Below are 21,240 nucleotides of genomic sequence, written 5' to 3' on the forward strand. Positions count from 1 at the left end.
TTACTTTCCCCAACCATCTTTCAAAGTCACCGCCCGATTAAACACAGGCTTCCCAGCCTTGCTATCCACGCGATCAGCAACGAAGTAGCCGTGACGTTCAAACTGCAATTTCTCATCCGGCTGTACTGCCGCGACGCCAGGTTCTACAAACGCTTGCACCACTTCTTTTGAATTCGGATTCAGTGCCAGTTTGAAGTCCTTGCCGCCAGCGTCTGGATGCGGGTCGCTGAATAGGCGGTCGTACAGGCGTACTTCGGCTTGCAGTGCATGCGCTGCGCTGACCCAGTGCAGGTTGCCTTTGACTTTGTAGTTGGCCGAACCTTCGGTGCCTGATTTGCTGTCCGGGAAGTAGGTGCAGTGGACGGCGATGATGTTGCCGTCTGTATCTTTGTCCGCGCCTGTGCATTCAACCACGTAGCCGTAACGCAGGCGTACCTTGTTGCCCGGGAAGAGCCGGAAGTAGCCTTTGCTCGGCACTTCCATATAGTCCTCTTGTTCTATCCACAGTTCTTTGCTGATAGGGAAGCTACGGTTGCCGCGCTCAGGGTGATGCGGATGTACTGGTGCAGAGCATTCGACGGTTTCGCCTTCAGGGAAGTTGTCGATGATGAGTTTGAGCGGACGCAGTACCGCGATGGCGCGTGGCGCTTTTTCATCGAGGTCTTCACGCAGTGCACCTTCGAGCACGCTGTAGTCTATCCAGCCGTCGGATTTGGTGACGCCTGTACGCTCGCACATCAGTTGGATCGCTTCCGGTGTGTAACCGCGACGACGCATGCCGACGATGGTAGGCATGCGCGGATCGTCCCAGCCTTCGACGATGTTTTCCTCTACCAGCTGGCGCAGTTTACGTTTGCTGGTGACGATGTAGGTCAGGTTGAGGCGCGAGAATTCGTATTGATGCGGCAGGGGCTTGGCGAAGAAGCCGCCTTCTGCCAGGTGCTCGAGCACCCAGTCGTAGAACGGACGGTGATCCTGGAATTCCAGTGTGCAGACCGAGTGCGTGATGTTTTCGATCGCGTCTTCGATCGGATGCGCGTAGTCGTACATCGGATAGACACACCATTTGTCGCCGGTGCGATGGTGATGTGCGTGACGGATGCGGTAGATGGCCGGGTCGCGCAGGTTCATGTTCGGCGAGGCCATGTCGATCTTGGCGCGTAGGATGTGCGCACCGTCTTCGAATTCGCCAGCTTTCATGCGACGGAACAGGTCCAGCGATTCGGCTGCCGGGCGGTCACGGAAAGGCGAGTTTTTGCCTGGTTCACCGAAGTTGCCGCGGTTTTTCGCCATGTCTTCTGCGGACTGGCTGTCGACGTAGGCAAGACCTTGGTTGATCAGGTATTCGGCCATTTCATACAACTGGTCGAAGTAGTCGCTGGCGAAGTAGAGGTGTTCCTTGTCGTCGTCTTTCCAGTCAAAGCCCAGCCATTTGACGCTGTCTATGATGGTGTCTACGTATTCCTGTTCTTCCTTGGTCGGATTGGTGTCGTCGAAGCGCAGGTTGCAGCGGCCGGCGTAGTCGCGCGCCAGGCCGAAGTTGAGGCAGATCGATTTGGCGTGACCGATGTGCAGGTAGCCATTAGGTTCCGGCGGGAAGCGGGTGATGACCGTCGGCAGCGGCTGGCCGTCCTTGCCCACACGTTTTTCGTGTTTACCGGCGGCGAGATCGGCTTCGATGATGCCGCGCAGGAAGTTGGAAGGTGCCGGGGTTGGATTGGTGCTGCCGTTTTTTGAATCGTTGCTCATGGATACGTGTTCTGGGCTAGGCGCAGGGTGAGTGCGCAATATTAAGAAGTAAAGGGCATTTTACCCGAGGCGGGCGGGTGTTGAGCCATAAATGGCTACGCGCCGTCTCAGAGCGGTTTTTCGCTGTGCGTGGCGGCTGTCGTCAGGTGTAAAGATTAGACGCAAAGGCTGGCAGCTGTGGGCTGCCAGCCTTGCCGGATAAGGTTCAGGAGGCAGAGACGGGTTTGCCGCTTTCCGCTTTGGCTGCCAGTTGGGCTTTTTCGCGCTCTTTTTCCTTTTGCAGGCGTTTGATGACACCGCGCTCGATGTACATCAGGTAGAGCAGGATGAAGATGGGCAGCAGCAGCGCCAGGAAGCCGGCGTACTGGTAGGCGAACGCAGCGCCGACCGCACCGACGCCGAAGGCGACCACCGGCCACAGGAATTTGATGCAGCGCTGTTTGACCGCTTCGCTGGCCGAACCGAAGATGACGTCTACCGAATCGATCACGAGCTGGGTCACGTTGCCGGTCATCATGGCGGTAGGTGCCAGGTGGGACAGCAGCAGGCGGCCACAGGCGCTGTGCGTGCCCATCGCCATCGCACCGATGATGCCGGCCAGCTCTGCCATCAGCGTGGGTTCAGTACCGATCGGGCTGGCGAGATAGCCGAGCACCATAAAGGCGATCAGCAGGATGAGTTGCAGGATGTAGGCGTACCACAGCGCGTGCAGGCCGCGTTTGAGCAGGGACGCGATGAACAGGCGGGCGAAGACGACGCCGAAGATGAAGGCCGGGAAGGCCAGGATTTTGAGGAGCAGCGGCCCGCCTTGCGGGTGCGCCATCTCTGCGCCGATCAGCACAAAGTTGCCGGTGACGTGTGCAGTAAATAAACCAAACAGTGCAACGAAACCTAATGTGTCCACATAGCCAGCCAGGAAGCCAAGGCTGCTATTTTGAATCTTGTGACGCATTTCACTACGCTTCATCGATTCCTCACTCCATGCAAAAACATTGTTCAGGCACGGTATATGATGCAAGCGAGACGGCGCACGATAGCTATAGGAATCGTGGGCAGGAGCGGCTTGCTTCAGATACCTGAAGCAATATTCTCATAAAGCGATGACAGTGTCGTTACGAGAATGTGAAGAATGATGTGTGTGCCGTTCCTGGCTATGTGCGGTGCTTAGTAATCAGATTTCGGGGCGTCGTGCACAAAGGTGTTTTTAACGCGTATCGAACGCAGGAAGTAGGGCACCCAGATCGCCGCGCCTATGCCGCTTTTAACCAGTTCGACCACCGAGCGTGTATTGCTTTGCTGCGCGTCCAGGCCCAGCAGCGAAGTCAGCATGAGATCCGCCAGCTGCAGGACTGCGCTGACCACTATCCAGAGTATGAATATGGCTGGTGCGAGTTTGCGCTTTCTGAAGAAGAGGTAGGCCAGCCAGATGGTGAGAGAAAACAGGGCAACGTTGGCCAGGATTTCCCAGCCTAGCACTGTGGCCAGGATCGGGCTGTAGTTCGGTGATTTCGAACTCAATAGCGATATCCAAACCGACGGGCGCAGCAGGTCAAAGAATGTCTGATGGAATTCATAGATCATCCGCAACGGGCTAATGATGAGGGCGATGGCGGGCAGCAGCAGCCAGCCGCCTATGCCGGATGGTTCAGGTTTGGCGATTGCTGGAGCGGGTGCAACTTCGGACATGTCATTCTCGTGGGAAAAAATCAGCGCACATTAGACCCGAAAGCGGCCGCGCTGACATCCCATAAATGCGGGAACGCTACTGTTTACGTGCTTGTCTGTTGCTTTCTGACCAAATCGAGAGCTGTCTTGATTCCGTTTCTTTAGGCGCGACGTATAAAGCGCGATTCGGCGGGTGATTTGGGAGAGGAAATGTTTGCGGCTTTCAGGGAATTGTTTTTCAGTTTTTCGGGGCAAGTCGACAGGGCTGCTTACTGGCAGCGCAGTCTGACCATCATCCTTGTTTTTATCGTGGCGATGAAGGGTATCCCTTTGCTGTTGAATCTGTTGTTACACCTGTCCGGTCTTGCTAATCCATTGCAAGAGTTTGCACCGACTGTTCAGATCGGCAGAACAACGATACGGCGCTCATGGATGTATGTGCTGGTGGCGTTGCCGCTGGGTTTTTTACTATCCTGGTCTTTGTTCTCTATCGCCGTCAGACGCTTGCGTGAGCGCGGACGTGCTATCTGGCTGGTGGTGCCGTTGGTGGTGTTGCCGCTAGTGCTGCATCTGGCGTACTGGATGGTGAATCTGTTGTATCCGTTCACGATAGCCAGCGGTATCAATATGTCTATACAGGATGGAAGTTGGGCATACGCACCTGAATATTTGTTTCCGCGTGCGCTCCTGCCGGTGTGGAATCTGCTGGAGTTGAGCGGAGGCCGCTTCTACGATGTGTATGAGCAGGCGATGAGAGAGATGTACGTTATGCCTGCCTATGTCTCAGCGGAAGATATCGCGAGCATCAGCATGTGGCGTGTGTATGTGTGCTTGCTGATTCCTGCTGCTTGCCTGTCGGCCTGGGCAAGTATCGAATTGGGTGTGTTGCGGCGACGTCCCGGATGCGAGCGTATCCAGGAAAGATAAGCTCAGGCGCATGCGGTGCATGCGCCTGATGATCATCAATAACCGACTGCCTGTCCGTCACGGCGTGGATCGCTGGCAGCGATATAGCCGTGTTCGGTTTTCCAGATGAACTGACCGGCGCCGAAATCCATATAGCTGTCGGCGATGTTTTCCACCTTGTGGCCGCGTGCCAGCAGGGCAGCGCGCACATCCGGCGGCATGGTTTCTTCGACGTCTACCGACATGCCGACATTGACCTTCCAGCGCGGTGCATCGCATGCAGCTTGCGGTTGCTGGTTATAGGACAGCATGCGGATCAGGGTTTGCACATGGCCTTGCGGTTGCATGTTGCCGCCCATGACGCCGAAGCTCATTTCCGGTTTGCCGTCCTTGCTGAGGAAGCCAGGGATGATGGTGTGGAACGGACGTTTGTTCGGCGCGACGCAGTTCGCATGGCGCGCGATGGTGTTGAAGCCGAAGCCGCGATTTTGCAGGCTGATTCCGGTGCCCGGTACCACGACGCCGGAGCCGAAGCCCATGTAGTTGGACTGGATGAAGCTGACCATCATGCCGCTTTCATCTGCTGCGGTCAGGTAGATGGTGCCGCCTTTCGGTGGCGTGCCGTGGCTGGCGCGTGTGGCCTGGTCCATATTGATCAGCTTGGCACGTTCGCTCAGGTAGCCGTCGCTCAGCAAATCCTGGACCGTGACTTCGGTCATGTATTTCTCGTCGGCGACCCATTTATAGGTATCGGCAAACGCCAGTTTCATCGCTTCGATTTGCATGTGTTGCGCTTCGACCGAATCAACCGGGTAGCGTGTGATGTCCAGCTTGTCGAGGATGCCGAGTGCGATCAGTGCCGCGATACCCTGGCCGTTCGGCGGGATTTCGTGCACGGTGTGTCCGGCGTAGTTTTTCTGGATAGGCGTGACCCATTCCGGCTGGAAACCGGCGAGGTCGGCCAGCGTCATGGCTGCGCCGTTTTCCTTCGCGTAGTTGACGATGGATTCGGCCAGCTCACCTCTGTAGAAGGATTCGCCATTGCTTTCAGCAATTTTGGTCAGGGTTTTGGCGGCATCGCTGAAGACGAATTGCTCACCGACGTGCGGCGCACGACCATGCGGCATGAAGGCCTGGGCAAAGCCGGGCTGGTTCTTCAGGATAGGAATCGCGTTATTCCATTTTTTCTGTACCACAGGCGCGACCATGTGGCCGCGTGCGGCCAGTTCGATCGCTGGTTCCATCAGGTCGGCGAAAGGCAGTTTGCCAAATTTTTGCGAGAGAGCGACCCAGCCTGCGATAGCGCCCGGCACGGTAACCGAGTCCCAGCCGCGTTCCGGGATCAGGTTGTTGTGTTTTTGCCTGAAGTATTCAGGTGTCCACGCTGCAGGCGAGGTGCCGGAGCTGTTCAGGCCATGCAATTGATTGCCGTCCCATACCAGGGCGAAGGCGTCACTGCCGAGGCCGCAGGAAACCGGTTCGACGATGGTGATGGCGGCTGCCGCAGCAATCGCGGCGTCGACCGCATTGCCGCCTTTGAGCAACATGCGCAGACCTGCTTGTGCCGCCAGCGGCTGGGAGGTCGAAACGACGTTGCGCGCAAACAGCGGGGCGCGGATTGATGGGTAAGGGTTGGCCCAGTCAAAAGTTGGCATGTGTAATCCTGAAGTGATCGGTACGGGTAAATGAGTAACTAAGCCGGATGGCGCTGCAGTCCGGTAGTCACGATAGCGGCAGACATTTTATCTGTTGTTGTGTTTCAGGTCTCGTGTTGAAAATGCAAGAAGTCCGGCTATATTTAGAGCAGCACGCTGATATACACTGTGCGCTCTTGAGTCGATTGGAATAACACCATGTGGCCCTATCCCAGGATTGTTGCGCATCGCGGTGGCGGCGTGCTGGCACCGGAGAACACGATAGCCGCGATGCGTTGCGGTTTGACGCATGGCTTTTATGCGGTCGAGTTCGATGTGATGCTGTCTAAAGACGGCGTGCCCATGGTCATGCATGACCCGGATCTGGGGCGCACCGTGCAGGGTGTGGGTAGTGTGGCCGATTACACCGCGCAGGAGTTGATGGCGCTGGATGCCGGTGCCTGGTTTGGCGTGAATTTCATCGGTGAGCCGATTCCCAGCTTCGAACAAGTCACGCATTTCTGCATACATCACAATATCTGGATGAATATCGAGATCAAGCCGGTACCGGGGTTTGAAGACCAGACTGGCTGGGTAGTGGCGCAGACGACCAGGCGCCTGTTCGAGCAGTCAGCGGATCGCTCGCCGGGCGCTTTGCCTTTGTTGTCTTCCTTTTCCTTTGATGCTTTGCGGGCGGCACAACTGGCCGCACCTGACATCCCGCGTGCCTTTTTGCTGGATGAAGTGACGCCGGACTGGCACGAACGCCTGCTGGCGCTGGGCGCCATTTCGCTCAATACCAACCACAAACACCTGACGCCGCAGCTGGCGCGGGCGGTAAAAGAAGCCGGATTTGGCCTCTTTTGCTATACCGTCAACGAACCGGCACGGGCGCAGGAAATCCTGTCCTGGGGCGTGGATGGCTTTTGTACCGACCGTATAGACCTGATCGGCCCGCGCTTCGGTGAGGAGCCTGCGCATATTTCCCCGTCGTCACGCTGAGCGTGGCCTTGTGGTTTCAACCATGAGAAGGGGAGGGTTATCGCGCCCATATCACGTATAATCTACCGTTTGCACCACCCATTTCCTTACTTTTAGCCAGAACATGAACTCGTCCGAAATCCGCGAAAAATTCCTGAAGTTCTTTGAATCCAAAGGCCACACGATCGTGCCGTCCAGTCCGCTGGTGCCGGGCAACGATCCTACGCTGATGTTCACCAACTCGGGGATGGTGCAGTTCAAGGATGTGTTCCTCGGCAGCGACAAGCGCCCGTATGTACGCGCTACCTCGGTACAAGCCTGCCTGCGCGCTGGCGGTAAGCACAACGATCTGGAAAACGTCGGTTACACCGCGCGTCACCATACTTTCTTTGAAATGCTGGGTAACTGGAGCTTCGGCGACTACTTCAAGCGCGATGCGCTGAAATGGTCGTGGGAACTGTTGACACAGGTTTACGGTTTGCCAGGCGAGAAGTTGCTGGCGACGGTGTATATCGAAGATCAGGAAGCCTACGATATCTGGACCAAGGAAATCGGCCTGCCGCCAGAACGCGTGATCCGCATCGGCGACAACAAGGGTGGTCGCTATAAATCGGATAACTTCTGGATGATGGCCGATACCGGCCCATGCGGTCCTTGCTCGGAAATCTTCTATGACCACGGCCCGCACATCGCCGGCGGTCCTCCGGGCAGCCCGGATGAAGACGGTGATCGCTTCATCGAAATCTGGAACAACGTTTTCATGCAATTCGACATGGCGGAAGATGGCTCGGTCAAACCGCTGCCTGCGCCTTGCGTCGATACCGGCATGGGCCTGGAACGCCTGGCTGCGATTCTGCAACACGTACACAGCAACTACGAAATCGATACCTTCGATGCGCTGATCAAGGCTGCAGGACGTGAAACCCATACGCAAGACCTGAGCAATAACTCGCTGAAAGTTATCGCCGACCACATCCGCGCGACCGCATTCCTGGTGGCAGACGGCGTGATCCCGAGCAATGAAGGGCGTGGCTATGTACAGCGCCGCATCATCCGCCGCGCGATCCGTCACGGCTACAAACTCGGCCAGAAGAAACCTTTCTTCCACAAGCTGGTGCAAGACCTGGTAGTGCAGATGGGCGACGCCTATCCAAAACTGAAAGCGGATGCACAACGTATTACCGAAGTATTAAAAGCGGAAGAAGAACGCTTCTTCGAAACGCTGGCCAACGGTATGGAAATCCTCGATGCAGCACTGGCTGGCGATGCCAAAGTATTGCCGGGTGAAGTTGCATTCAAACTGCACGACACCTTCGGCTTCCCGCTCGATCTGTCGGCGGACGTATGCCGTGAACGTGGTCTGAGCGTCGATGAAGCCGGTTTTGCTGCTGCGATGGAAAAACAAAAAGCAGCAGGTCGTGCCGCAGGTAAATTCAAAATGGAACGTGCGGTTGAATACACCGGCGCGGGCAATACCTTCACTGGGTACGAACACTTGGAAGAGCAGGCCACAGTCGTCGGCTTGTACTTCGAAGGCACAGCTGTACAGACGCTGAAAGAAGGCCAGGCTGGTATCGTCGTACTGGACACCACGCCGTTCTACTCGGAAAGCGGTGGTCAGGTTGGTGACCAGGGTTTCATCAGTGCTGAAGGCGTGCAGTTCGGCGTTGAAGATACACAGAAAATCAAAGCCGATGTCTACGGCCACCACGGTGTGCAGACCCAGGGCGCGTTGACAGTTGGCGACAAGGTCAAGGCAGCAGTAGATGGTGCACGTCGTGCCGCCACCATGCGCAACCACTCGGTCACCCACATCATGCACAAGGCTTTGCGTGAAGTACTGGGTGCACACGTGCAGCAAAAAGGTTCGCTGGTTGATCCGGATAAAACCCGTTTCGACTTTGCGCACAATGCGCCGGTTACCCGCGAACAAATCCTGGAAATCGAAAAACGCGTCAATGCAGAAATCCTGCTGAATTCGGATACGCAGGCACGTGTCATGGATATCGAATCGGCGCAAAAAACTGGCGCACTGATGTTGTTCGGTGAAAAGTATGGCGAAACAGTACGTGTACTGGATATCGGTTCCAGCCGTGAACTGTGCGGTGGTACCCACGTCAGCCGTACCGGTGATATCGGTTTGTTCAAAGTCATGAGCGAAAGCGGTGTGGCTGCTGGTGTGCGTCGTATCGAAGCGATTACTGGCGCTAAAGCGCTGGCGTATGTGCAGGAACTGGAAGCAGTGATCCATAGCGCAGCAGCGATGATGAAAACTCAGCCGGCCGAACTGGAGCCACGTCTGGCGCAAGTGCTGGATCAGATGAAGGCGCTGGAACGTGAAGTCGGTGCGCTGAAAGGCAAGCTGGCGTCGTCGCAAGGTGATGAGCTGGTCGAGCAGGCGGTTGATGTCAATGGCATCAAGGTACTGGCAGCGGTGCTGGAAGGCGCCGATGTCGCGACCCTGCGCAACACCATGGACAAGCTGAAAGACAAACTGAAAACAGCGGCCATCGTATTGGCGGCTGTCAACGACGGCAAAGTCAGTCTGATTGCAGGTGTGACGGCTGATTCCACGGGTAAGGTCAAAGCTGGTGAACTGGTCAATTTTGTCGCGCAGCAAGTCGGCGGCAAGGGCGGCGGCAAGCCGGACATGGCGCAAGCTGGCGGTACGGATGCCAGCGGTTTGCCGAACGCCTTGCAAGGCGTCGCAGCCTGGGTCGGCGAACGCGCTTAATTCATACCTGACGGCGCAAGCAGGGGTGTGTGACCTGCTTGCGCCGTTTGCTTTTTCCGCAGGGCATTAAAAGCAGGTGCGGAGTTGCAAGCAATTGTTAAATAAGTTGTATACCCGGCCCCCGGCCATTCCCCTGTTGCGTTTGAGAGTAGAATCAAACGCATGTATTGATGTGAGAGTATGACCATGGAATTTACCAAAGACCTCGATGCACGAGGTTTGAATTGCCCTCTGCCAATTTTGAAGACCAAGAAAGCTTTGGCCGAAATGGTGAGTGGTGATGTGCTGCGTGTGCAAGCAACTGATCCAGGTTCGGTACGCGATTTCCAGGCCTTCGCCAAACAGACTGGTAATCAATTGCTGGAGCAAAGCCAGCAAGATGAAGTCTTCACCTTCTTCATGCAACGCAAATAAAACGGCCGCATGTGCTGTGGCCAGGCCACGGCGCAGGCTGGCAACGCGCCCGTTTCAGTCTCCCCGATTTCCCGTCTTATCCCTACCGCCAGACTGGTCATAACGTCCAGAACTGAGCATCTGCGCCACTTCCGTTTATAATCTTTCCTAGTTTACATTTACGTCCTTGTGACTTTTTCAAAGGCATAGCTATGAAAGTGTTGGTTCCAGTCAAACGTGTGGTCGATTTCAACGTCAAGGTCCGCGTCAAATCGGATCAGTCCGGCGTCGATATCGCCAACGTCAAAATGTCGATGAACCCCTTCGATGAAATCGCTGTGGAAGAAGCGACCCGCTTGAAAGAAGCCGGTAAAGCAACCGAAATCATTGCCGTCTCCTGCGGCATCCTGCAATCGCAGGAAACCTTGCGCACCGCAATGGCCATCGGTGCCGATCGCGCCATCCTGGTGGAAACCGATGTTGAGTTACAGCCGTTGGCAGTCGCCAAATTGCTCAAGGCAATTGCTGATAAAGAACAACCGCAACTGATCATCCTCGGCAAGCAAGCCATCGATGATGATGCGAACCAGACCGGCCAGATGCTGGCCGCCTTGCTGGATTGGCCGCAAGCGACCTATGCGTCGAAGATCGAAATCGACGGCGATAAAGTTAAAGTCACCCGCGAAGTGGATGGCGGCCTGGAAGTGGTAGCGCTGACGCTGCCAGCGATCGTGACCACCGACTTGCGCCTGAACGAACCGCGTTATGTGACTTTGCCTAACATCATGAAGGCGAAGAAAAAGACGCTGGAAAACATCAAGCCAGCCGATCTCGGCGTTGATGTCACCCCGCGCCTGAAAACCTTGAAAGTCGAAGAGCCTGCGAAGCGCTCGGCCGGCATCATCGTGCCGGACGTGAAAACGCTGGTCGAAAAACTCAAGAACGACGCCAAAGTCATTTAATCATCTGTAGCGATGTGTGCACGGCACCCTCGCTATATTGAATACATCACAGGAATTCACCATGACAGCACTCGTCATTGCCGAACACGATAATGCCTCCCTGAAAGGCAGCACCCTGCATACCATTACCGCCGCCTCGCAATGTGGTGGCGAAGTCCACGTCCTGATCGCAGGTCATCAGGCTGATGCAGCAGTACAGGCCGCCGCAAAAATTGCAGGCGTCACCAAGGTACTGGTAGCGGACGGCGCACAATTCGCCGACGGTCTGGCCGAAAACGTCGCTGCGCAAGCACTGGCACTGGCTGCGAACTACTCGCACATTCTGGCACCGGCTACCGCCTACGGTAAAAACATCCTGCCACGCGTGGCAGCCAAGCTGGACGTTGCGCAAATTTCGGAAATCACTAAAGTCGTTTCGGCTGATACTTTCGAGCGTCCGTTCTACGCCGGTAACGCGATTGCTACTGTGCAGTCGGCAGATGCAGTCAAAGTCATCACTGTACGTGGTACGGCTTTCGACTCCGCAGCAGAAGGCGGCTCAGCGACAGTGGAAAACGTTACGGCTGTTGCTGATTCCGGCAAATCGTCGTTCGTCTCGCGCGAACTGGCAACCTCGGCGCGTCCAGAACTGACCGCTGCCAAGATCGTCGTTTCCGGTGGCCGTGGCCTGGGTTCGGAAGAAAGCTTCAAAATCCTCGAGCCATTGGCAGACAAGCTGGGCGCAGCGATGGGCGCATCGCGCGCAGCAGTTGACGCTGGCTACGTGCCTAATGACTGGCAAGTCGGCCAGACCGGCAAGATCGTGGCGCCAGAACTGTACATCGCGGTCGGTATCTCGGGCGCGATCCAGCATCTGGCGGGTATGAAGGACTCCAAAACCATCGTCGCCATCAACAAAGATCCGGAAGCACCGATTTTCTCGGTAGCGGATTACGGCATTGTTGGCGATTTGTTTGAAATCGTGCCGCAACTGGTGACTGAGCTGGGTTAAGCAAAACCTGCAGCAGTTCCTGTACGTTTGGGGTTTTTCTCGCGTACGGTATATGGTGTGGGTGGCAATATCGGTAATTTTTTGGGGAGGATTTCATCCCCGACTTTCCTACCTATTTATATTCGCCACTACACACTATGTCATTTAAGCGCCTTCTCCTCGAAGCCCTCAAGGCAGGTATCGCAGGGGCATTTGTAATGCCTATCGCGGGCATGATTTCCAAGCCCATATTTAGCTGGCATGTCTGGCAGTATGGAAAAAAGAGCGCAGAAATCTTTGTCGAGAATCCAAGTTTCGGCCTCTTGTTTGCCGTGCACTTATTGTGGTCTTGGGTGGCTGCCCTGCTGCTCATAGCATTTCTTCGCAAGATGCGCGCGGATAGCCCGGTCTTGCTTGGTGCCGCAGTTGGGGGCATTTACTATTTCCTCGTCAACGCCATCGCTTTACCACTGTACTTCGGGGACCCTTTCCCTTGGCAGCAAGGTGTGCCTTACCTTGCACAGCCACTGATTGTCCTCGTCAGTTTTGCTATCTGTGTTTCCTTTATGTCGCGTCGTTATGTACTATCGAGGGAAAGCTGAACTTCTTGCCCATTTCCTTTTAGGAGTCTTGCATGAGTTACGTTGCCCCCTTGAAAGACATGTTGTTCGTGATGAACGAACTGGCTGACCTGGCCGCGATCAATGCCTTGCCCGGTTGTGAAGATGCGACGCCGGAAACGGTGGAAGCGGTGCTGGAAGAAAATGCACGCTTTTGCGGTGAAGTGATTGCGCCGTTGAACCAGGCTGGTGACCGGCATCCGAGTGAATGGAAAGACGGCAAGGTGACGACCACGCCTGGCTTCAAGGAAGCGTTCAAGTCGTATGCTGCTGCCGGTTGGCAGGGCGTCCAGCATCCGGCTGAATTCGGCGGCCAGGGTTTGCCCAAGCTGGTGGCCACACCATGCATGGAAATGCTGAACTCGGCCAGCCTCTCGTTTGCGCTTTGTCCCTTGCTGACCGACGGTGCGATCGAAGCATTGATGACCGCAGGCTCGGATCAGCAAAAAGAAAAATTCCTCCCTAATTTCATCGCTGGCAAGTGGACCGGCACCATGAATCTGACCGAGCCGCAGGCTGGTTCCGATCTGGCACTGGTACGTTCACGTGCAGTGCCGCAAGGCGATGGCACTTATAAAATTTCCGGCACCAAGATATTCATCACCTATGGTGAACACGATATGGCGGAGAACATCATCCACCTGGTGCTGGCACGTACGCCGGATGCACCGGAAGGGGTGAGGGGTATCTCGCTGTTCCTGGTGCCCAAGTTCCTGGTGAAGGAAGACGGGTCGCTCGGTGACCGCAATGATGCGTTTTGCGTATCCATCGAACACAAGCTCGGCATCAAGGCGAGTCCGACTGCGGTATTGCAATTCGGTGATCACGGCGGCGCGATTGGTACGCTGATCGGGCAAGAGAATCGCGGGCTGGAAACCATGTTCATCATGATGAATGCGGCGCGCTTTGCGGTCGGCATACAAGGCATCAGCGTGGCGGAGCGGGCGTATCAAAAAGCCGTCGCCTATGCGAAAGACCGTGTGCAGTCGAAAGACCTGGAAGGTTCAGCGACCGCCGTGTCCATCATCCATCAGCCGGATGTGCGGCGCATGCTGATGTCGATGCGGGCGCAGATAGAAGGAGCGCGTGCATTGGCTTATGTCGGTGCGGCTGCCTTCGATATCGCGCACCATCATCCGGATGAAACAGTACGCAGCGCACAGCAGGCCTTCTATGAATTCCTGGTGCCGGTGATCAAAGGCTGGTCCACCGAGATGTCTATCGACGTGGCGTCCACCGGATTACAGATCCATGGCGGCATGGGCTTCATCGAAGAAACCGGTGCGGCACAATACTATCGCGATGCACGCATCCTGACGATTTACGAAGGAACGACGGCGATCCAGGCAAACGATCTGGTCGGCCGCAAAACCGTACGTGACGGCGGTGCAGTAGCGCGCGGCATCATTGCTGCCGTGCGTGCGACCGAAGCAGAATTGGCCAGGGCCGCAGCGCCGGATTTGAAAGCGATAGGTGCACATCTGGCCGAGGCATCGACGGCGCTGGAAGAAGTCGTGGTGTATGTCGTAGCGAATATTCAATCTGATATCAAAGGTGTGTTCGCTGGTAGCGTGCCTTACCTCAAGCTAGCAGGCATCGTGCTCTGCGGCTGGCAGATGGGACGTGCCGCCCTGATCGCGCAGGCGAAGCTGGATGCAGCTAGTGGCGATGTGAAGTTTTATCAGGCCAAGGTGGCGACTGCACGCTTCTTTGCTGATTACTTCCTGTCGCAGGCGGGTGCCTATCGCAGTGCCATCGTCAGCGGCAGTGCCGGTGTGCTGGCGCTGGATGAAGCGCAGTTCTGAGTTTATGTAGTCCGGTTCAGCGCAAGCGTCCTATATAGCCGCGATCAACCGGATCACCGGTTTCTGGCGCGGCGGGCGCCGGGCCAGGTGCCGCCGCAGCCGCTACCGGTGCCGCGGCGGGTTCCTGCAGGCGCGTCAACAAGGGTTGGCGCGGTTCGGTGCGTACGAACAAGCCTTCTGCGCCGAAGAATACTTCCTGCAATTTCTGTCCCAGTTCCTGCACTTCTTCACTGGTGGAGAGCGAAGCCATTTTCAGAAGATAGCGGCAGTAAGCCGGATCGATACGCATGTATTCAATATCGATTATGCGGCCGCTTTGCCGTCGCAAATTCACGTGCAGCCTGCCCATCAACGCAAAGGCGTGGGTTTCCAGTGCGGCACGTGAGTGGTGTTCTTCCGTCATAGTACGTGCTCGCCGTGTTGTTCCAGATCCAGTCCTTCGATCTCCGCTTCCGGTGTGACGCGCAAGCCGACCAGCGCACTGACGATACCGAGGATGATGGCGGTCATGACGGCCGAGTAGACGACAGTGACAATCACACCGAAGGCTTGATTGCCGAAGCTGCTGCTTGCGCCGCCTATGCTTTCGACTGCGAACACACCCGTCAACAACGCGCCGACTATGCCGCCGACGGCGTGGACGCCGAACACATCCAGCGAGTCGTCGTAACCAAGTCTGGATTTGAGTGTGGTCGCGCCCCAGTAGCAGGCGAGGCCGGCGGCTGCGCCGATGACCAGAGCACCGCTGACGCCGACAAAGCCGGAGGCTGGTGTGATCGCCACCAGGCCGGACACAGCGCCGGAGACCAGGCCCAGGACCGAGGGTTTGCCGCGACGCAGCCATTCAATAATCATCCACGACAGCGCACCGACTGCTGTCGCGATTTGTGTCGCCAGCATCGCCATACCGGCGCGGCCGTCGGCTGCAACCGCAGAGCCTGCATTGAAACCGAACCAGCCGACCCACAGCATGCAGGCGCCGATTACGGTCAGTACCAGATTGTGCGGCGGCATCGGTTCCTTGCCGAAGCCCAGGCGCGGTCCGATGATGATGGCGGCGACCAGGCCGGAGATGCCGGCATTGATGTGAACCACGGTACCGCCAGCGAAATCGAGTACGCCGCGTGTCGCCAGCCAGCCGCCCGGTTCCCATACCCAGTGTGCGACTGGTGCATAGACAAAGATGGACCATAGCGTGATGAAGATCAGCAATGCGGAGAATTTCATGCGTTCAGCGAATGCGCCGGTAATCAGCGCCGGTGTGATGATGGCAAAGGTCATCTGAAACATGATGAAGACGCTTTCAGGTATCGTCGGCGCGATTTCACTGACGCTGAGCTTGCCAGTCTCCTTGACGAATTCCATACCGCTGAGCAGTACCCGGTCCAGTCCTCCTATATAGGGTGAGCCCGGCGTAAAGGCGAGGCTGTAGCCGATGACGACCCAGATCACGGTGACCAGGCAGGTGACGGCGAAGCTGTGCGCCATCGTCGCCAGTACATTCTTCTTGCGCACCATGCCGGCATAGAACAAGGCCAGGCCGGGGATGGTCATGAATAACACCAGCGCTGTTGACGCCAGTAACCAGGCGGTATCGCCTGCGCTGATCTTGCTGGCATCGACTACCGTAGGTTTGGTCAGTGGCGCTTCAGTGGCCGGTTCCGGCGTTGCTGCTTCGGTCGGCTCATTAATCATCGGCATCGTCAGTGGCGCGGCCTGGGTTTCTGCGGCAGGCGTTGGACTTTCCGATGCCGGAGCTTGTGCGTATACGCTTGTAAATAAGCAGGCAGAAAAGAGGATGGTCAAAGCCATCTTGATGGATGTGGCGGATGCGAAGGACGCAGTACGCATAATCATGAAACTCCCTGAGGACTGATTGAGCCATGTGGCGATGCCACGGCAAGTTTCACAAAAGCACTATGTGTGCCATGCGAATTTTCAGTTTGGGGGGAGGGAAAAGCGGGCAGTCAGTGCGGCTGATAGCCGCTATGCGCACTGACGCAGGTCATGCCGAGAGTGGTTTGCACTGCGCTGGGGCGCTTGCAAACAGGCGGGATGAAGTTCAGCCGAAAGCGCCGCCGGTCAGGTACAGATCGAAACCGCGGGCGATGGTCGCGATCAGGGCAGTGGAGCCGAGTGCAAAGGTCAGTACCACCAGTACGATGACGCCCCAGCCGGAGTTGGAAGTCTGACCGGAATGCACATTGTGTTGCGCATCCCATTTCTCATCGGGGGTCAGGCCGATGACCAGTGCGCCGATAAAACCGGCAAATATTGATAGCGGCGGGAAGGCGAGATGCGCCCAGGCCCAGAAATCCTTCTTGCCGTACAAATAAAAGCGATGCAGGCCGAGCCAGCCGAATAATGCGGCCAACAGGGTGCTGAGGGTTTTGTTTTTGTGAGAATTTGGCATATTCCTGCTATTTTTTCGGTGGAAAAGCTGGTTTTTATATAAAAAACCGCTTTTTTGATTAAAAAACGTGTGAAAATGCGTGCAAACTCCGGTTTTTAATCAAAATTAAATCAAATACCATCTGTCTGGCCCGGTTTTTACCTATTGTACGGGCAGATGGACAACGCGCCGCAAAAGCTTTTCCATAGTGGAATAGTCTGATTGCCCGATTTGCCACACCGATATTGCTGATCTCAATGAATGAGGTTGCAGGTGCTGTGCTACCTGGGCTATAATTTGCGGCTTTTTCCGTGTTCAGACACTTTTTGGAAATATTATGGTCGTCATTCGTTTAGCTCGTGGTGGTGCAAAAAAGCGCCCATTCTTTAACATTGTTGCTACAGATTCGCGCAATCGCCGCGATGGTCGCTTCATCGAACGCATCGGTTTTTACAATCCGGTAGCTTCAGGCGCTGAAGAAAGCGTCCGCATTGTGCAAGACCGTCTGGCCTACTGGCAAGGCGTTGGCGCACAATTGTCGCCTACCGTTGCTCGCCTGGTTAGCCAAGTTGGCAAAAAAGCCGCTTAAGTTTTGTCGAATCAAACGGCATCGGGAATGAAAGTTCCTGAGGATTTGGTGCTGGTTGGTTACATCTCCGGTGCGTATGGATTGAATGGCTGGGTAAGGGTTCGACCCTATTCGGCCGATGCGGATGCATTGTTGACTGCCAAGACATGGTGGCTGGATAAGCCAGAATTCCATGACGTGGAAATGATGCAGTCCAAGATTCATACCGGTGATGTGGTCGCAAAGTTGATGGGTGTGGCAGGGCGAGATGCTGCGGAGGCGCTGAAAGGCGCAACCGTGCAGATTCCGCGTAGTCATTTCCCCGCGCTGTCGGATAATGAGTTCTATTGGGTCGATCTGATCGGCCTGGAAGTCGAAAATCTGCAGGGCGAACACTTGGGTCAGGTCAGTGACATGATGGACAACGGTGCGCATCCTATTTTGCGCGTTGCTGTGCCACAGTCGGCTGAAGCCGCTGATTCCAAGGCTGCGTCGCAAGAGTTGCTGATCCCGTTCGTTGAGCAGTTCGTCATCACGGTCGATCGAACAGCAAAGAAAATTACAGTGGACTGGGGACTGGATTACTAGTCCGTACTAAGGAGTGTGCGAGATGCAATTTGATGTCGTCACACTGTTCCCTGAAATGTTCACAGCAATAACGCAGTCGGGTATTACGCGACGCGCGTTTGAGCAAAAGAAATGTGCATTGTCTTTGTGGAATCCGCGCGATTTCACCAGCGATAAGCATCGTACCGTCGATGATCGTCCCTATGGTGGCGGTCCGGGCATGGTGATGATGGTTAAGCCGCTGGAGGCGGCCGTACAGGCAGCCAAGGCAAGGCAGACAGAACAAGGTTTGGTTGCACCACGCGTTGTGTATTTGTCGCCGCAAGGCAAGGCATTGACTCATGAACGCGTGATGCAACTGACGACAGAGCCGGGTCTGGTTTTGTTGTGCGGACGTTATGAAGCAGTAGACCAGCGCTTTCTGGATAGCTGCGTCGATGAAGAAATCAGCCTCGGCGATTTCGTCCTGTCAGGCGGTGAAATTCCGGCGATGGCATTGATGGATGCGGTGATCCGGCAGTTGCCCGGGGTTTTGCACGATGATGCATCGGCAGTTGAAGACAGCTTTGTGAATGGCTTGCTCGATTGTCCGCATTACACGCGACCGGAAGTCTACGAAGGCGCCGCGGTACCGGCAGTATTGATGGGTGGCCATCATGTCGAGATCGAAAAATGGCGCCGCGAACGTGCGCTGGAAGCGACCGCAAGGAAGCGACCGGACCTGATCGTCAAGGCACGTGAAGCAGGATTGCTGACCCGCGTCGATGAAAAGTTTTTGAGCAGTTTGTTGTAAAGCAGTATGTTGTATCGAGCGGGGTGCGGTAACAGCCCTGCAATGTGTAACCCCATCCTCTACCGGGCAAATATATACGTGGCGCCGGCACGATGGTTTTTGGAGTAATAAAAATGGATCTGATCCAAACATTAGAGCAAGAAGAAATTGCTCGCCTGGCAAAAAACATCCCTGATTTCGCTCCTGGCGATACAGTGGTCGTCAACGTCAACGTAGTTGAAGGCACACGTAAACGTGCTCAGGCTTACGAAGGTGTTGTTATCTCCCGTCGTAACCGTGGCCTGAACTCGAACTTCATCGTTCGTAAAATCTCGTCCGGTGAAGGCGTCGAACGTACGTTCCAGCTGTATTCCCCGCTGATCGCATCGATCGAAGTCAAACGTCGCGGTGATGTTCGTCGTGCAAAACTGTACTACTTGCGCGAACGTTCGGGCAAATCGGCACGTATCAAAGAAAAACTGCCACAACGTCGCGCTGCAGCAAAAGCGGCGGAGTAATTGCCAATATCGGATACGTCCGGGCAATACTTGCGGTAGCAACAAAAAAGACACCTTCGGGTGTCTTTTTTGTTTTCCGGGAGCATTTTTTGATTGTTAAATCTGGTGCTGAAGCGATGACAGGTTTAACATCAGTTAATCCGATGCAAGTCCAGACTTGCGTCTTGCTTCAGGCACAGGCCGTTTGCTTATCGCTGTCAGCAGCACGCGCTTCGCGCGAAGCAACATATAGATTACTTTGTACTAGGAAGTTGAATTGGCCAGACTGCATTTTGATCCCGAATTATTGCCAGTAGATTCGCTCGGCGGCGAAGAGGCCGTCGCTCCTGACCGTTTGCGGGATGAGGCATTACGCGCGCGGTTTTCCAATCCGCCGCCGTGGTCGCCGGAAATTACGGTAGAGCGGCTGGTGCGCCCGATGAGCGGTCCCCTGACCGAGGCCGCAGTCTTGTTGCCTATCGTGCTGCGCGAAGAGAACGGCCCAACCATCCTGTTCACCCAGCGTGCCGCGCACCTGAATGACCACGCCGGACAGATCAGCTTTCCCGGCGGTCGTATGGAAAGCTATGACGAGTCACCGATAGCGACAGCTTTGCGTGAAACCGAAGAGGAAGTTGGTATTAGCCGCAGCCACATCGACGTCATCGGCACTTTGCCCGAATACCATACCGGTACTGGCTTCCGCGTCACTCCGGTGGTCGGCATCGTCAAGCCGCCGTTCGAAGTAAAGGCAGATCCGTTTGAGGTGGCCGAGGTGTTCGAGGTGCCGCTGGCGTTCCTGATGGATGGCATGCACCATCAGCGTCGTACCGCAGAATTCGTGACCGGGAATCGCACCTTTTATGTGATGCCGTATGAGCGCTTCTTCATCTGGGGCGCTACCGCCGGCATGTTACGCAATCTATTTCATTTCCTCCGAGCGTAAGTCGTTTACGCTCGGCCATTACCGACTTTGACTGTAACGCGGATTATTATGTTTCGCTTTATTTGATTCTCGCGAATTGCTGCGTTATCGTATGGGTTGACTGACTATTAAGGCGCTTTAATGACATTTTTCTCCATCTTCTTTGCGCTATTGATCGAGCAATTAAAACCGTTGCGGGCCGATAATCCGGTCTACGCCGGGGCGCGAGCACTGGCTGCCAAGCTGGAAGGGTCGTTTAACGCTGGTCAGGCACATCATGGACGTCTTGCCTGGGCTTTGATGATAGGTGCGTTCTGCATACCGGTGGCGTTGTTATATTGGATCAGTGTCAAACTCGGTCCGCTGGCGGCATTGATCGTGAATGTAGGTGTAGTTTATCTGACACTGGGTTTCCGTCATTACAGCCATTACTTCACTTCTATCCAGCTGGCGCTTAACAATGGCGATGAAGCAACCGCCCGTTCGCTGCTGGCTGAATGGACCAAGCGCGACACCGCTGGTATGGATGTCAGCGAAATCTCACGTATTGCGGTCGAGACCGCACTGGTGACCACGCACCGCAATGTGTTCGGTGTGTTCTTCTGGATTTTGACCCCGCTGGGCCCGGTCGGTGCCGTGATGTATCGCGTTGCAGAGTACCTGGCGCGCATCTGGAACGAGCCGAAGATGGCTGAACGCGAGGAGTTCGGTCGTTTCGCATCGAAAGCGTTTTACTGGATAGACTGGATTCCGGCTCGTCTGACAGCAGCAGCCTTTGCCGTAGTTGGCAACTTCGAGGATGCGATTTACGCATGGCGTAATTTTGCCGGTCGCTGGCAGGACGAAGCCATCGGCATCATCTTGTCCGCAGGCGGCGGCGCGATGGGCATACGCCTGGGTGCACCGGTAGAAACCGTGGCAGAAGTGATCCCGGCTGATGCGGCGATGGTGGATTCGATCAATATCGAAACCGAAGCACCGGTGGGTGAAGAGGCCTCCAGCCGCGCACTGCAAAGTACTGTGGGCCTGGTATGGCGTGCATTGCTGTTGTGGATGTTGCTGGTCTTGTTGTTGTCCATTGCAAAGTGGTTGGGTTAACA

The 21,240-nt window shown here is 55.7% G+C and carries 21 protein-coding genes; 14 read left to right on the top strand and 7 right to left on the bottom strand.

Translation table 11 applies throughout. The features are described from left to right. The 3 genes from DBR37_RS12150 to DBR37_RS12160 all read right to left on the bottom strand — a co-directional run bounded on the left by DBR37_RS12150 (position 1) and on the right by DBR37_RS12160 (position 3,435). Positions 1 to 1,749 carry a glutamine--tRNA ligase/YqeY domain fusion protein gene (locus DBR37_RS12150; RefSeq protein WP_124574757.1) on the bottom strand — a complete coding sequence of 583 codons (1,749 nt, stop codon included), beginning with the start codon at positions 1,747 to 1,749 and terminating at the stop codon, positions 1 to 3. Positions 1,750 to 1,954: 205 nt separating this feature from the next. Next, positions 1,955 to 2,716, bottom strand: a complete 762-nt coding sequence (locus DBR37_RS12155) for a YoaK family protein (RefSeq protein WP_124574758.1) — start codon at positions 2,714 to 2,716, stop codon at positions 1,955 to 1,957. Between the two features lie 197 nt (positions 2,717 to 2,913). Continuing rightward, complete coding sequence (locus tag DBR37_RS12160) at positions 2,914 to 3,435, bottom strand: DUF2569 domain-containing protein (protein WP_124574759.1); 522 nt, start codon at positions 3,433 to 3,435, stop codon at positions 2,914 to 2,916. A gap of 189 nt (positions 3,436 to 3,624) precedes the next feature. Here DBR37_RS12160 and DBR37_RS12165 point away from each other — a divergent pair, with 189 nt between their 5' ends. Beyond that, a complete protein-coding gene (locus tag DBR37_RS12165) occupies positions 3,625 to 4,341 on the top strand; it encodes a DUF805 domain-containing protein (protein ID WP_124574760.1) in 717 nt (238 codons plus the stop codon). A gap of 35 nt (positions 4,342 to 4,376) precedes the next feature. Here DBR37_RS12165 and DBR37_RS12170 read toward each other — a convergent pair whose 3' ends face one another. Then, positions 4,377 to 5,975: a gamma-glutamyltransferase family protein gene (locus DBR37_RS12170; RefSeq protein WP_124574761.1), complete on the bottom strand. Its 1,599-nt coding sequence runs from the start codon at positions 5,973 to 5,975 to the stop codon at positions 4,377 to 4,379. Between the two features lie 198 nt (positions 5,976 to 6,173). On the opposite strand from DBR37_RS12170, the gene ugpQ reads away from it, so the two are divergent. The 7 genes from ugpQ to DBR37_RS12205 all read left to right on the top strand — a co-directional run bounded on the left by ugpQ (position 6,174) and on the right by DBR37_RS12205 (position 14,419). Beyond that, on the top strand, positions 6,174 to 6,956 hold the full coding sequence (gene ugpQ, locus DBR37_RS12175) for a glycerophosphodiester phosphodiesterase (RefSeq protein WP_124574762.1): 783 nt from the start codon (positions 6,174 to 6,176) through the stop codon (positions 6,954 to 6,956). 103 nt (positions 6,957 to 7,059) lie between these two features. Further along, positions 7,060 to 9,669: an alanine--tRNA ligase gene (gene alaS / locus DBR37_RS12180; protein ID WP_124574763.1), complete on the top strand. Its 2,610-nt coding sequence runs from the start codon at positions 7,060 to 7,062 to the stop codon at positions 9,667 to 9,669. A gap of 186 nt (positions 9,670 to 9,855) precedes the next feature. Continuing rightward, on the top strand, positions 9,856 to 10,083 hold the full coding sequence (locus DBR37_RS12185) for a sulfurtransferase TusA family protein (RefSeq protein WP_124574764.1): 228 nt from the start codon (positions 9,856 to 9,858) through the stop codon (positions 10,081 to 10,083). Positions 10,084 to 10,274: 191 nt separating this feature from the next. Further along, a complete protein-coding gene (locus DBR37_RS12190) occupies positions 10,275 to 11,024 on the top strand; it encodes an electron transfer flavoprotein subunit beta/FixA family protein (protein ID WP_124574765.1) in 750 nt (249 codons plus the stop codon). A 61-nt stretch (positions 11,025 to 11,085) separates the two neighbouring features. Beyond that, a complete protein-coding gene (locus DBR37_RS12195; protein ID WP_124574766.1) occupies positions 11,086 to 12,015 on the top strand; it encodes an electron transfer flavoprotein subunit alpha/FixB family protein in 930 nt (309 codons plus the stop codon). 137 nt (positions 12,016 to 12,152) lie between these two features. Next, entirely contained in the window at positions 12,153 to 12,596 is a 444-nt protein-coding gene (locus tag DBR37_RS12200; RefSeq protein WP_124574767.1) for a hypothetical protein, read from the top strand. A gap of 32 nt (positions 12,597 to 12,628) precedes the next feature. Beyond that, the gene (locus DBR37_RS12205) at positions 12,629 to 14,419 is read left to right on the top strand and encodes an acyl-CoA dehydrogenase (protein ID WP_124574768.1); all 1,791 of its coding nucleotides are present in this window, start codon (positions 12,629 to 12,631) and stop codon (positions 14,417 to 14,419) included. Between the two features lie 16 nt (positions 14,420 to 14,435). Here DBR37_RS12205 and DBR37_RS12210 read toward each other — a convergent pair whose 3' ends face one another. The 3 genes from DBR37_RS12210 to DBR37_RS12220 all read right to left on the bottom strand — a co-directional run bounded on the left by DBR37_RS12210 (position 14,436) and on the right by DBR37_RS12220 (position 16,832). After that, positions 14,436 to 14,822, bottom strand: coding sequence for a hypothetical protein (locus DBR37_RS12210; RefSeq protein ID WP_124574769.1), 387 nt, complete (start codon positions 14,820 to 14,822; stop codon positions 14,436 to 14,438). After that, complete coding sequence (gene amt, locus DBR37_RS12215) at positions 14,819 to 16,270, bottom strand: ammonium transporter (RefSeq protein ID WP_370454255.1); 1,452 nt, start codon at positions 16,268 to 16,270, stop codon at positions 14,819 to 14,821. Before amt ends, DBR37_RS12210 begins: the two co-directional genes overlap by 4 nt. A gap of 211 nt (positions 16,271 to 16,481) precedes the next feature. Further along, positions 16,482 to 16,832: an NINE protein gene (locus tag DBR37_RS12220; protein WP_124574771.1), complete on the bottom strand. Its 351-nt coding sequence runs from the start codon at positions 16,830 to 16,832 to the stop codon at positions 16,482 to 16,484. 316 nt (positions 16,833 to 17,148) lie between these two features. On the opposite strand from DBR37_RS12220, the gene rpsP reads away from it, so the two are divergent. From rpsP to DBR37_RS12250, 6 genes are all read left to right on the top strand, one after another. Next, positions 17,149 to 17,400: a 30S ribosomal protein S16 gene (gene rpsP / locus DBR37_RS12225; protein ID WP_124574772.1), complete on the top strand. Its 252-nt coding sequence runs from the start codon at positions 17,149 to 17,151 to the stop codon at positions 17,398 to 17,400. Positions 17,401 to 17,427: 27 nt separating this feature from the next. After that, a complete protein-coding gene (gene rimM / locus DBR37_RS12230; protein ID WP_199739108.1) occupies positions 17,428 to 17,967 on the top strand; it encodes a ribosome maturation factor RimM in 540 nt (179 codons plus the stop codon). A 22-nt stretch (positions 17,968 to 17,989) separates the two neighbouring features. Continuing rightward, positions 17,990 to 18,739, top strand: coding sequence for a tRNA (guanosine(37)-N1)-methyltransferase TrmD (gene trmD / locus DBR37_RS12235; RefSeq protein ID WP_124574774.1), 750 nt, complete (start codon positions 17,990 to 17,992; stop codon positions 18,737 to 18,739). Positions 18,740 to 18,852: 113 nt separating this feature from the next. After that, positions 18,853 to 19,236 carry a 50S ribosomal protein L19 gene (gene rplS / locus DBR37_RS12240; RefSeq protein ID WP_124574775.1) on the top strand — a complete coding sequence of 128 codons (384 nt, stop codon included), beginning with the start codon at positions 18,853 to 18,855 and terminating at the stop codon, positions 19,234 to 19,236. A gap of 256 nt (positions 19,237 to 19,492) precedes the next feature. Then, the gene (locus tag DBR37_RS12245; protein WP_124574776.1) at positions 19,493 to 20,161 is read left to right on the top strand and encodes a CoA pyrophosphatase; all 669 of its coding nucleotides are present in this window, start codon (positions 19,493 to 19,495) and stop codon (positions 20,159 to 20,161) included. 120 nt (positions 20,162 to 20,281) lie between these two features. Next, positions 20,282 to 21,238, top strand: a complete 957-nt coding sequence (locus DBR37_RS12250) for a CobD/CbiB family protein (RefSeq protein WP_124574777.1) — start codon at positions 20,282 to 20,284, stop codon at positions 21,236 to 21,238. Positions 21,239 to 21,240 lie beyond the last annotated feature (2 nt).

Origin of the sequence: Herminiimonas sp. KBW02, from assembly GCF_003852535.1 — a bacterium.
In the GTDB taxonomy this organism is placed as follows: Bacteria; Pseudomonadota; Gammaproteobacteria; order Burkholderiales; family Burkholderiaceae_D; genus Oxalicibacterium.